General features: G+C 37.5%; 11 protein-coding genes. All 11 read left to right on the top strand.

The genetic code is table 11. From position 1 onward, the window contains the following. Positions 1-82: 82 nt before the first annotated feature. The 11 genes from RHS_RS05825 to RHS_RS05775 all read left to right on the top strand — a co-directional run bounded on the left by RHS_RS05825 (position 83) and on the right by RHS_RS05775 (position 13,263). Positions 83-1,639, top strand: coding sequence for a B12-binding domain-containing radical SAM protein (locus RHS_RS05825; RefSeq protein WP_047832598.1), 1,557 nt, complete (start codon positions 83-85; stop codon positions 1,637-1,639). A gap of 159 nt (positions 1,640-1,798) precedes the next feature. After that, the gene (locus tag RHS_RS05820; RefSeq protein ID WP_047832597.1) at positions 1,799-2,914 is read left to right on the top strand and encodes a Gfo/Idh/MocA family protein; all 1,116 of its coding nucleotides are present in this window, start codon (positions 1,799-1,801) and stop codon (positions 2,912-2,914) included. After that, positions 2,914-3,894 carry an ROK family protein gene (locus tag RHS_RS05815; RefSeq protein ID WP_395021492.1) on the top strand — a complete coding sequence of 327 codons (981 nt, stop codon included), beginning with the start codon at positions 2,914-2,916 and terminating at the stop codon, positions 3,892-3,894. Before RHS_RS05820 ends, RHS_RS05815 begins: the two co-directional genes overlap by 1 nt. 1 nt (position 3,895) lies before the next feature. Beyond that, complete coding sequence (locus tag RHS_RS05810; RefSeq protein ID WP_395021490.1) at positions 3,896-4,375, top strand: type II 3-dehydroquinate dehydratase; 480 nt, start codon at positions 3,896-3,898, stop codon at positions 4,373-4,375. Positions 4,376-4,389: 14 nt separating this feature from the next. After that, complete coding sequence (locus RHS_RS05805; protein ID WP_047832596.1) at positions 4,390-5,610, top strand: aminotransferase class I/II-fold pyridoxal phosphate-dependent enzyme; 1,221 nt, start codon at positions 4,390-4,392, stop codon at positions 5,608-5,610. 32 nt (positions 5,611-5,642) lie between these two features. Beyond that, complete coding sequence (locus RHS_RS30300) at positions 5,643-7,379, top strand: HAD-IA family hydrolase (protein WP_395021487.1); 1,737 nt, start codon at positions 5,643-5,645, stop codon at positions 7,377-7,379. Positions 7,380-7,405: 26 nt separating this feature from the next. After that, entirely contained in the window at positions 7,406-8,404 is a 999-nt protein-coding gene (locus tag RHS_RS05795; protein WP_047832595.1) for a hypothetical protein, read from the top strand. A gap of 1 nt (position 8,405) precedes the next feature. Further along, on the top strand, positions 8,406-9,152 hold the full coding sequence (locus tag RHS_RS05790) for a class I SAM-dependent methyltransferase (protein WP_047832594.1): 747 nt from the start codon (positions 8,406-8,408) through the stop codon (positions 9,150-9,152). Between the two features lies 1 nt (position 9,153). Then, positions 9,154-10,836, top strand: coding sequence for a B12-binding domain-containing radical SAM protein (locus RHS_RS05785; protein WP_047832593.1), 1,683 nt, complete (start codon positions 9,154-9,156; stop codon positions 10,834-10,836). Positions 10,837-10,853: 17 nt separating this feature from the next. Beyond that, positions 10,854-11,294, top strand: coding sequence for a hypothetical protein (locus tag RHS_RS05780; RefSeq protein WP_047832592.1), 441 nt, complete (start codon positions 10,854-10,856; stop codon positions 11,292-11,294). A gap of 4 nt (positions 11,295-11,298) precedes the next feature. Next, positions 11,299-13,263 (top strand): methyltransferase domain-containing protein, encoded by a 1,965-nt coding sequence (locus tag RHS_RS05775; protein ID WP_395021484.1) that lies wholly within the window; start codon positions 11,299-11,301, stop codon positions 13,261-13,263.

Genomic DNA, 13,263 nt, shown 5'->3' with positions numbered 1-13,263 from the left:
AATACAAACTGTATGAATGTTTGATAAAAGTAGTCTATCAATGAATATTTGTAAATGTTTGCGAATAGGAGGATAAAAGAAAATGAAAGTTTCCTTAATTTATGTCAGCCATACGAAAGTTGATTTTGAGCATTTGGGAATAGGCATAATTGCAAGTTATCTAAGAAAGCACCAAATCGATGTTACGCTGCATGGTATCAGTGTTTTTATCGATATTAAAAATGCAGTAAAGGGCATATCCTTAGAAGATGATGTATACGGATTCCCAATGTATGAGACAAACGCATTGTATATTTACGAATTAGCAAAGGAGATTAAGAAGCATAATCCCAAGTGCAAAATCTTCACAGGAGGTTATTTTGCTACTGCGTGCGCTTCTGATATATTAGATGATTGTTCTAGTATGGATTTTGTTGTCTTAGGAGAAGGCCAAATCCCAGTACTTGAAGCTGTTCAGGCATTATCTGAAAAAAAAGAAATCAAGCATGATGCTATTATAGCACGGGGTGATGATCCGAACACGAAAAAGCCTTATGTAACCGACTTGTTTAACGGTTGCTTGCCTGCGCGTGATAATTTGGAATTAAGCATCAAGAACGGATTACATAGTGCCAGACTCATCGCATCAAAAGGATGTTGCGGTGATTGTACTTTTTGTAGCTTTAATAATTACTCGCGTGAAAACAAATCAAAGGTATGGCAGGGAAGAGAGGTAAAAGATGTTTTTCATGAAATCGTTTCCTTATACCAAACCTATGGAATTAGAAGTTTTTCCTTCTCGGACGGTAGTTTGGAGGATCCGGGAACCCTAGGTAAAAAAAGAATTGCCGAACTGTGTAAAATGTTAATCGATTATGATACTAAATTTAGCTTCTGGTGTTTTATAAGAGCGGACACTTTTGATGAAAGTGATATACCTCTTATAAAATTAATGAAGGAAGCTGGAATATACAATATTAACATGGGAATTGAGGCGGCAAACGATCAAGACTTATTATTATATAACAAGAGAGCTACGCTGGCAGATAACAACCGTTCTGTGGATTTATTCAGAAACCATGGTATTGATATTGCACCGGGTTTTATTATGTTAAATCCATACTCAACAAGAGATACTTTGAAACAAAACTATGAATTTTTAAGCAGACACAGTATTGAATCGGTATTTTTTTACACCACTATCTTAAGTGTTTATAAGGGTACACAAATATATGATACGGTAAACAAGGATAAGCTTTTGAAATCAAACTATCTTGAACCAAGTAAGTATCATTTTATAGATGAGTTTGCATCTGATACCAATGATTTTCTTATCCGTAGATTAAGAAAATCGCCGAGCGTAATCGGTGAAAATGAAATCACCTTACTATGGTACCTTGTTTTAAGCCTGCAGCGCTTCTTTCCAGATGAAGCGGCACCATATTTTGAAGAAATCCGAATGTTGAGGAAACAATTAGCTAATGAGTCAAAACAGTATTTTAAGATCATCTATGTGGATAACGATCTGGAACACGCTGAACAATGTTTTCAAGATTTTGAAAAAAGGGTTTTAGATATATATGCATTAATGTCAAATGTTAAACTTAGAATGCTCAAAAAGGAACCCTTTAGAAGTTATTATCTACGGGAAAAATTTTAGAGAGTTAGGCGGGCTGATGGAAAAAGGAAAATATGATTATATCAGTCATTCTCTTGAAGTAAATTATACAAGCGAGGATGTTTCGGCGTGGCTTAAGTATGTTTTAGATACGATATCGTTACAAGGGGACACGGATTAACTAAAGGAGAGCTTTAGCGTATGAGCAACCAAACGGTCAGGATAGGCATTGCAGGGTGTGGCTGGATTGCAGAAAAAGCACATATTCCAGCGTTTCGATGTTTAGAAGGAGTAAAGATCTGCTCACTTTTTGATTTAGATGGATACAAAGCCGAGAGCATATCCACAAAATACCATATTCGTCGTATTTATGATCATTATGATGAGTTTTTGAATTCGGGTATCGATGCAGTAGTAATTGCCACGCCCAATGATACCCATGTGGAGTACTCGATCCGGGCACTTGAGCGAGGAATCCATGTTTTATGTGAAAAACCGGCAGCAATAACTACAGCGGAAATACAAAGCGTTGTTAAGGCAGCAGAAAATAATCATGGAATTTATGTACCTGGCTTTGTAAACCGTTTCAGGTATGATATAGGTAAAATGAGGGAGATGGTATCGCAAAATGAAATAGGAGATATTATTAGCGTAAAAGCTGGGTGGTTGAGAAAATCAGGTATGCCACGGCCCGGCACATGGTTTACGAACAAGCTGCATTCAGGGGGTGGGGTACTGATTGACTTAGGTTCTCACGTGATTGACATATGTTCGATGTTTTTTGGAAATGCTTCACCAACTGGGGTATCTTTATCGACCAGAACTGAATGTAAAAAAGTATTGAAAGCTGGAGCAGAATGGTTTAGCACCGGGGCGAAAAACCTAATGCCGATAGATGTGGAAGATACCGCCATAGGGACCATTAAGCTGTCGACCGATAAGTCAATAGAATTTGAGTTGAGTTGGTCAGCGCCGGTTAAAGCAGACTGCACATATTTTACGATCACCGGCACACACGGAGAGATAAAGCTAAAAACTCTGTTTGGATTCAGCAATGACCGGCTTTGGGACAAGGACAGCCTAAGAATACGGGATAGAAATTCAGAGGATTTTGAGATACCGGTTAACCGTGAAATTAATAGTACGAGTTTGGCTTTCTATGATATGGCAAGGTTTTTTGTAAATGTGATAAGGGGGAAAGCGCAGCATGCGGTAACGGAGCGGGATGCCTTGAAAAATGTAGATATAATCGAAGCCTTGTATAAAAGCGAAGATAAGATGGCCCCTGGTTTAGAAAAATATGTACCGAGGTTGTGATGATGCTGAATAATTATTTTATCGGAATGGACATTGGTGGTACGAATATAAGAATTGCCTTAATGAAGCACACGGGAGAGAAGATTGGTACCATATTCAGATTTAGCTTTAAGAGAGCGCACTCTGCCATAGACGAGATCGAAGAAAATATATATCTGCCGGTAATTCACTTTTTGGAGATGAGGGGAATAAACCTGAATCAATTATGGGGAATTGGAATATCTTTGGCCGCTCTTTTTAACAGAGAAAACGGGCAGATAACAAAGTGGCCGAATAATCGGTTATGGGATTCGTTTCCACTTAGAAGCTATCTTGAAGAAAGATTCCAAATTCCGGTCATCATGGAGGATGATGCGAATTCAGCGGCACTCGGGGAACATCTTCTGGGGGCGGGAAGGGGATTTTCGGATTTTGCTTATCTTACAATAGGTACAGGGATCGGATGTGGAATGATCCTTAATGACAACCTTTATCTTGGTTCACGGGGTGTGGCTGGTGAAATTGGACATATCCGGGTCGTAGAGGATGGACCACTTTGTACTTGCGGAACTACTGGTTGTCTTCAAGCTTTAGTATCCGGTCCGGCATTATATAAAAAGTACATCAATTCGGTAAGTCCGTTAGGGTTTGAAACGGATCAAATAAAAGATTTTAATAAAGTGGCCGAATTAGCTCAAAATGGTGATGAAGTAGCAATTCAGATTTTTGAGTATGCCGGCCAATATCTATCATGGATGCTTTCAAATTTAGTTATGCTACTGGATATACCGCTGATTGTTATCGGTGGCGGTGTTGCCCGGGCCGGTGAGATATTACTGTCGCCAATTCGGAGCGGGCTTGACTTATATATGGAGCAGTTTAAAAGAGACGTCTTGGTAAACGCAGCAGATTTAGGTGACGATAGTGGTGTCATCGGGGCATTAAATCTTGTTTACCAAAGATATAATCATAATGATATGAAGCGCTGGGAGGATAGATAAAGTGAATGTGAATGAAATTGCCCCTAAAAGAATAGCAATAGCGCTGATAAATGGACCAAATATTAATCTTTTAGGAACCAGGGAACAACAGTTTTATGGAAAAGAAACTTTGCCAGATATTGAAAAACAGATCAAAAGTCTTGCCGATGAGTTATTAGTCGATATCTTGTTATACCAATCGAATCACGAAGGACAAATCGTAGATTTTATTCAGGAAAATAGGTTTACGCTTGATGGGATTATGATTAATCCGGCAGCGTATACAAAATCCGGATATGCAATTTTGGAGGCTTTGACAGCAATTGATATACCTTTTATTGAGGTGCACTTGTCCAATATATTTTCCCGGGAAAAATGGCACAGTGAATCCATTTTTTCACCTAAAGCGATCGGGTTTATTTCTGGTATGAAGGGCTTTTCTTATGAACTTAGTCTACGGGGTATTGTGAATTATATTAATGATAATAAAAATAATGAATAATTGGAGGTTAAGCGATGGAACAGTTGGCAATAGACGGGGGTAAACCAGTAAAAACTAACCCTTTTCCGGGGTGGCCATATTCTGATGACAGGGAATATGAATTGGTTACAGAGGTTCTAAGAAGTAGAAAATGGTGGAGAATGAATGGGAACAGGGTGGAGGAGTTTGAACAGAAATTTGCCCAAATGCATAATGCGAAGTACTGTTTGGGGTTAACAAACGGTACACATGCTATCGAACTGGCACTTTCGGCGCTGGGAATCGGGGCCGGGGATGAAGTCATCATCCCGGCATTTACATTTATTTCAACTGCTGTGGCAGTCATTTATTGTAATGCCACACCGGTAATGGCAGATGTTGATCCCGGCACATTTTGTTTAGACCCGGCAGCATTTGAGAAAGCAATAACACCAAGAACAAAGGCGGTTATTCCGGTGCATATGGCCGGACATTCCTGTGATATGGATTCAATCTGCCGGATTGCACAAAAGCACAATTTAAGGGTTATTGAAGACGCAGCCCATGCCCATGGAGCCGAATGGAAAGGTCGAAAGATTGGTACTTTTGGTGACTTTGCGACATTTAGTTTTCAGAATGGTAAACTGGTCACTTGTGGTGAAGGAGGGGCTATCTTAACCAACAGCAAAGAACTGTATGATCAGGCTTATCTCATCCATGGCGTCGGAAGACCACAGGGGGACAGGGTATATGCACATGTTGTACTTGGCTCAAATTATAGAATGAATGAAGTTCAAGGGGCTATACTGATAGCACAGTTAGAGCGGCTGGAAGATTTTAATATCAGAAGGGAGAGAAATGCTGCGGCTCTTGACCGTCTGCTTGCCAATGTTCCCGGGATTATTCCCCAGACCAGGAATATAGAAGCAAACCTGAATCCTCATTACATGTATATGTTTTATTATAACCCGGAGTATTTTAACGGGATAAGCAGGCAGGAGTTTGTAGACTGCCTGATAGCCGAAGGGATTCCATCCTTTATTGCGTATCCGGTGATTAGCAATGCCGCCTTTTATAAAGAAAATAACTTCAGAAATCATATCAGTGCACACACTGATGGAGTATCTGACCAACATGTGAATGCAGATAAAATCGCTGAAGAGGTTATCTGGCTGCCGCATAATACCTTGCTGGGAGATGAATTGGATATTGAAGAAATCGCTGAAGCAATTAAGAAAATTCAGAGAATATCAACCCATAAGAATTTATACTTTTAACCATAAAACATCCTAAAAGGAGGTCAGAGAAATTGAATAAAGTAGTTATTTTCGATCTGGATGGAGTCGTAATAAACTCTTCTGAGGTGCAGAAGCAGGCACTGTTTGAAAGTTATCGAATCATTGTTGGAGATGACAGCAAACCTTCATTTGAAGAATTTTTAAGTCATAGCGGGAATTCGATAAGTAATATATTTCAGAAAATGTCCTTACCTCTGGATATGATTGAGCCTTACCGAAAAATAAGCCGTAAGAATATCGAACTAATCAAAGTATATAAGGGTATCAAAGAGCTTATTGTAAAACTAAAGCGGCAAGGGTTTAATTTAGCGATATGTACAGGCAAGGAAAGGGATCGAACTGTTGAAATTCTTGACAAGCTGGATTTACTTAAGCTATTTGATGTTATTGTATGTTCTGATGACGTAATCAACCCCAAACCTTATCCGGATAGTTTGCTTCTGGCCTTAAGTAATATTGAAGCTATACCTGAAAATGCAGTGATGATAGGGGATGCGAAGAACGATATCCTTAGTGCTAAAAGGGCTGAGGTAAAAAGTATAGCAGTTACCTGGGGAGAAGGTAATAAGGATATCCTTGAAATAGAATGTCCGGATTATTTAGTAAATACGATGAGTGAGTTAGATGATGCAATCATCAATAGTTTTGAGGATGACAGACCAACTCCTAAGTATTTAGTGAATGACTTTGTGATTGCTGAAGAAAATTGTAATATGAATTGTGCTTATTGTTTGACCGGTACCAGTCAATTAAAGGAAAAACATAAAAGTGAAACTTCTAATTCGAATAAAGCCATGAATTACTTAAAAGATATTCAGCTGAAAGAGAATATCGACGGGGTTTCAAACATGATCACCGACAATTTTGACGTTGCCATTTTAAAAGTGAGTGGTGGTGAACTGTTCATGATAAATGAAATTACAGAGTACATCAGGTGTCAAGCTAACAAGTATAAAGCAGTTCAAATCCTGACTAATGGTTTACTGTTGAGTGATAAAATACTACGGGAACTCAAAAATATTGGAAATGTATGCATACAGCTTTCAATCGATCACCATACCCTTGAAGGAAACGTATATAGGACTGGAAAAGTCAGTGCGCTAGAAAAAATCCTGCACAGTATTGACAATATTGCCGACCATGGAATCCCGCTGGAAATTAATTGTGTATTAACCGATAAAAACACATCAAGGATTCATGAGTTTGCAGATTATTTATTAAAATATGATCATAGCCACGTCATGCTTTTCCCATTCCCTGTCAGAGGGGCAAATAGAGATTTGTTCTATCCAATACCGGAACAATTATCGGGAATAGAAGAGTTAATCGATAATTATGATCATTATGAGAAGATTATGGCTCCAAAGGTCTATCTGGATTATCTCCTCCGTTTCCTTAGAAATGGACATAGGGACTTGCCGTGTTTTATTCCCGGGATGACGATAGGGACCTTTGATGACGGTACGGTGACGCCCTGCCCGAATTACTGGTTTACGTCCCTGGGCAGTTTACTAAGTGAAGATAAGCTTTTAACTGTCAAAAAGATCGGAAATGATAAAATTTATAGAGTATTGTTAAACTCGGGAAACAAGATCCGTGAGTGCAGGAAATGCTATACACCATGGGACACACTAAATCTATACCTCGCAGGGGTTTTATCTCTTGATGAACTATGTGTCAGCCCTTTATATAGTTTCCCAGGGATAAGAGAACATATCATTAACTTGAAAAAGATTATGATTAATTAGTATTTATTAGTGGAGGAAGTGATTAGATGGTTAATATTGATATTAAGAATGTCGAAACAAAAACGGGCTATTGTTTTATGGGACCGATTATAAATGCAGCTATTTATTATAAAAGAGATTATCAACTTAATTTTGCAGGATGTTTATTTTTTGGATTTGAACCATTCAATGAAGAAGAAGGAAAATCCTTCTATGAAAGAATGAGTTGGGATTTTTCTTCAGATTTATTTCCAGAAGAGTTAATAAAATATCACGGGCTAGATGTGATTATTGACAAACGTCCGGAGTTCCTGGATTTTAAAAGTATCGTCGACTCAGAATTAGCACTGGGCAATCCGATAGTTTTAACATTTGATGGGTACAATGCTCATTGGACATATTATTACCTAAAACATAAAGTAATGCATTTTTGCTTAATTGTCGGCGTGGATGAAGAAAGTGAAAGTTTTTTAGTCATTGATCCGTATTTCTCTGTTGAAATTAAGAAGTTACCTTTCAATGAAGTTGAACAATCTTATAACTGGCACTATACAATAAGACTTGTTGAACCAACGGTTAATATTGCTTCAGTTTGGGAAGATATTCTCAAAAAAGGAATAAGTGGGAACTATGAAAATAAGTATAATAAAAGTTCTTACCAAATGATGCGGGAGTTTGCAAAAGAAATACTCCAATCAAATGATATTATTGAGGAAATGAAAATCCAAGATAGTGCTGGCTCATATCAAATTTTAGAGAAAATGAAATATATAACGTTCAGCCGTTTAAACTTTTCATGGTTTCTTGAATATATAATCAAAGAGTTTTCCGTCAAAGAATTAGAACCAATGGTTAAGGTAATGGTTCAGCTCAGTGACAAATGGAACCTTGTGTTTGGGCAGCTTACCAAGCTAGGCTACCTAAAACAAGAAGATGCAATCAACCGGCTAAAAAAGAAAATATATGACCAGATAGTAGAAAACTCAGAGATTGAAGAAGACGCTACAAAGAAGATGATGAAAATTTTACAAGATAAGAGGAGATGATATGGATATTGGTTTACATTTTAATCAGAGAGCGGCAAAGTATAATACATCTTCAAACTGGGTTAAGGATAAATTGTTGATTGAGAAGATGTTTGATTTAGCTGAGCCAACAAAGGAATCCGCGGTTCTTGATGTTGCTACCGGAACTGGAAAAATAGCAGAAGTATTTTCCGGAAAAGTTAATAAGTTGATCGGGATTGACATAAGCCAGCCAATGATTGACAAAGGAAAGATTCTTTATAATGAATTAGTGATTTCGTCAGCAGAAGAGATGCCGTTTTATGATAATACTTTTGACGTCATTGTTTGCCGGCAAGGCTTACAGTTTATGGATTTAGATAAAGTTATCCCGGAAATATATCGCGTTTTAAAGCCGGGAGGAAGAACTGTATTGTGTCATTTGGTGGCATATTCTGACGAAGACAAAAAAGAAGCTTTTAATATTCAGAAGCTCAGAAATCCAGCAAGAAAGAATTTCTTTATGCCAAATACGATTCCAGATGTTTTGCAGAAGTATAATTTTAAAGATGTTGTCAATTATGATTATATTTCAAAAGAATCAGTCAATCAATGGATTTATCATGGTGCTATTGGTCAGCATAATATCAATCAAATAAAAGAAGCATATCAGAATGGCAGTGAAAACTTTAAGAATATTCATAAAGTTAAATTTCTAAAGGATGACATTACTGACGATATGCTTTTTGGTATCACAAGAGGAACAAAAAAACAATACGAGGAGGTATGAAATGGAAAAGACACATGCTTTATCAGACGATCTCTATCACGTCGCCAGTGATGAGGTTGATAAGAAGTTAATGCAATTAATGTCTCAGCAGGATAAAAATCCTTGCCCGACAGATAGCTCTAAGCCAAGAATTTCTTTGATCGTTGGTCCATCGCCTTTTACGATGCCAAGAGGCTGGGAATTCTTTTTGACAACACCTTACGAAGGATTAACCTATATTAGTACAGTTTTGTTTAATGCAGGTTACCCGGTAAGAATCATAGATGTTCGTTATGAGAAAGATCCGCTGCAAACTTGCCATGATGAGATTATGAAAGGTACAGATGTTTTGGGCATTTCGACTTTTGAGGATAATTTTCCGTTCGTGAAAGACTTGATTAATAAAGTTAAAGAAACAAATCCTGCAATGCCGGTCATCTGTGGAGGGTCTCTAGTAACATCGGCCACAAAGACTTTCTTTGAATATACAAAATTAGATGTAGCTGTTATTTCTGAAGGTGAGCTTACCTTTCTTGAATTAATGGATTATCTTACAAAAAATGATTTGAATATTAAGGATAGCCTGAGTAATATCAAAGGAATATGGTATAGAAATGGTAAGAATCAAGTGATAACCAACAAGCCTCGTGGTCAGATGTTAAACTTAGATTGCCTGCCAAGAATGCGTCTTGAATTATGGCCGCAGTATAAATCAACAATGGGTCTTCAGCCACAGATAATCGCTTCCTACAGTCGTGGGTGTAAGATGGATTGTTCCTTCTGTTACCGGACAACACCTATTGTCGCGACGAAGTCCCTGGAAAAATTTGATGAAGATATGAAATGGCTAAAGGAAAAATATAAGATTGAATTTATTATGTTTTCAGACTTGACATTTACGGCAATAAAAGATCAGACAATTGAGATCTGCAATATTATTAAAAAGTATGATATCAGGTGGGCTTGTTTGACTCGTTGTGCTGATGTCGATGCAGAAAGATTGAAAGCGATGAAAGAAAGCGGATGCGATATTATCTTATATGGTGTTGAATCCCTGGATGTATCAGCTCTTCAGTTATGTAGAAAAGGTAACTCGGAAAATATTACGTTAAAAGCATTGGAGTTAACCGAAGAATCAGGAATAAGGTTTGGCGCCCTTCTCATTGTCGGCCTGCCGGGTGAGACGGAAGAGTCACTTGACCATATGGCTGAATTTGCGGAAAAGTACCGAAATGTGACTAGAGTCAAATATTTAGCACTATTACCGGGAACACCCTATTACAATGAAAATCTTAAGAAGGGTTTGCTCAAGAGTGAGGTTGACCATTTGCACTGGCTTTCGACAGAACAAGCGCTTCATCAAGATGAATTTATAAATATTACACAATTGAATGAAAAAAAATTAAGAGAAACATATAAGAGAGTTTATGATTCTTATTGCCCTGGGCCGGTCATGGATTTTAAACACTTTCCCGAGTATTTTAATTATTATGATCCAAATCCGGATAATGGTTCAAAAGAAAATATTGACTATGCCGGTCAAGATTGGCGGAAGGAATTTTCTTCGGCAGGTCCATTTCTGGCACCGGGAGCTGAAAATTACACGCTGGATAAATATGGGAAAAAGGAAATGGTGGAAAAAGGCACTTTACTAATGGATTCTGGTGCTAAAAAGATATTTAAATCGAAAACAATTCAGAAATAGAGTTGGAGAAATAAACAATGAATGAATTGAAAAACTCACAAACATTTCGTAATTTATTGGAGGCTTTTGAAAATGAAAGCAGTAAATCACACGCATATCTATTCTACTCAATAATCGCTAAAATTGAAGGACATGATCATGCGGTTGATTTTCTTGAGAATTTGGCTGAGTATGGTGTGAATAATTCACATGGAAGTCTGGACTATATCCGGACGGTAAGCGAACCTTTTAATGATATACCGATAGGTGAAACGAAGAATAATTTCCAGGCCATATCGGTTTCACTTGAAAAAGAGGCAAATGATATGTATCAGAGTTTTGCCTATATTGCTCATAGTGAAGGGTTTCATGATGTTGCAAGTTGGTTTGAAACATTAGCTGAATTCAAGTTAGCATATTTGGAGAAAAGCAAAAAAATATTAGAAAAAATAATGGAGACGGTGAACAAGGATGTATAATTTATTGAATAAGAATAGCAGCGAAGAATACAATGCTAGCAGTATTCATATATTATCTGGTTTAGAACCGATTAGAAAAAATCCTGCAATGTACATAGGCTCAATTGAGAGTGAAGGTTTGCATCAATTGGTATATGAAGTGATTGATAATTCTATTGACGAAGCTATAGGCGGATTTTGTAATACGATCGATATTATTATTGACAAGAATGGTGTGTGTTCAATAGAAGATAATGGACGCGGCATACCGGTTGATCATTATCCCTCAATTGGCTTACCGGCGTGTGAAGTTATTCTGACAACACTTCACTCGGGTGGAAAATTCGATGGTAAAGCTTATTATCGGTCGGCAGGCCTGCATGGGGTTGGAGTTTCTTGTGTAAATGCATTATCACAGAAGTTTGTCCTTGAAGTCTATCGTGATAATAAACACTACATTCAGGAATATTCAAGAGGAAAGAAAGTCAATGAATTGAAAATGCTTGGACCAACAAATAAGCAAGGCACTAAAATCTCCTTCTCTCCGGATGGAGAGGTGTTTAGTAAAACGGCAAATATTTCTTATGAAGTTCTTAAGAAAAAGATCCAAGAGCTGGCTTTCATTTATTCGGGGATAAGAATCAGAATTACCGACGAAAGAACAAATCAAAATGATGTTTTCTGCTACAATACCGGCATAGTCGGTTTTGTCAACCATTTATCTGGAACGGTGGCGAAAGTACACCCGGAAATTATTCATATTAAATATGAGAAAAATGAACTGGAAATGGAAGCAGCGTTGCAGTGGACAGTAATGTATTCTGAAAATATGAAGAGCTATGTGAATGGTATTAATACAGTTTATGGTGGAACACATGTTTTGGCATTGAAGAAAGCATTAATCGATTGTTTGAATAATTATGGGATTAAAGAAAAATTAATCTTAGATAATGTAGAACAGAAATTATCTGCTTTCGATATTTTTGAAGGAGTAATAGGGGTTATATCACTAAAAATGGTTAATCCGCGCTTCGAAGGTCAAACAAAGACAAAATTGACCAATAAAGAAATTGAGGAGCCGTTGATTAGTCATATTTATAAGGATATGATGACACTGTTTAGTGATAATATATTGTTGGCTAAGCAGATTATTAATCGTGCGATGAGTGCTAAGAACGCAAGGATTGCGGCTAGAAGGGCGGCAGAAAATTCGCGTTATCAATTGAACAGTAACACAGAAGTTTCTGATGAGATATATCAGCAGCAATTTGGCATTAGATCAAAGAATTGGCATGATTCAGCGGTCTGGCTGACAAACGAAGAACTTTTGCAAAAGCATGTCGAACATCTTGAAGTTGAGAGAGATGCAAAGGTTCTAGATGTCTGCTGTGGCAGTGGTGTCGTTGGAGCTTCTTTTAAAGGAAAAGTAAAAAGTATCACTGGTTTGGATTTGACGCCCGAGATGGTTGAGCTTTCAAAGCAAAGATTGGACGAAGTTTACCAGGGAACGGTATATAATATGCCATTCTCTGATCAGAGTTATGATTTGGTGGTAACGCGTGAGGTATTGCATTTATTGCAAAATCCGCAAAAGCCGGTTTCAGAAATCTATCGCGTGTTAAAACCCGGTGGCCAGTTTATTGTTGGCCAGATAATTCCATTTTCTGCTGAAGATGGTCCGTGGATGTACAGGGTATTTAAGAAGAAACAACCACTGATTTTTAATATGTTTCAAGAAAATGATTTTAAATCGATGTTGAAAGCAGCTGGTTTTGTCGATATGAAAACCACAGAGTATAATCTCTGGGAATCAATTGATGTTTGGATTAATACATATGAGACTACTTATCTCCACAGAGAGGAAATTAAAGAACTGTTCTTAAACGCACCAAAAGAAATAAAGAAGTATCATCCCTATAAGATATTACCATCAGGAGAGATCCAGGATCTATGGAGATGGATGATATTCTCGGTAAGAAAACCATTCTAG

Source organism: Robinsoniella sp. RHS, from assembly GCF_001029355.1.
GTDB classification, from domain to species: Bacteria; Bacillota; Clostridia; order Lachnospirales; family Lachnospiraceae; genus Robinsoniella; species Robinsoniella peoriensis.
The sequence above is the reverse complement of the archived record's forward strand: the minus strand, read 5'-3'. Positions and strand labels throughout refer to the sequence as shown.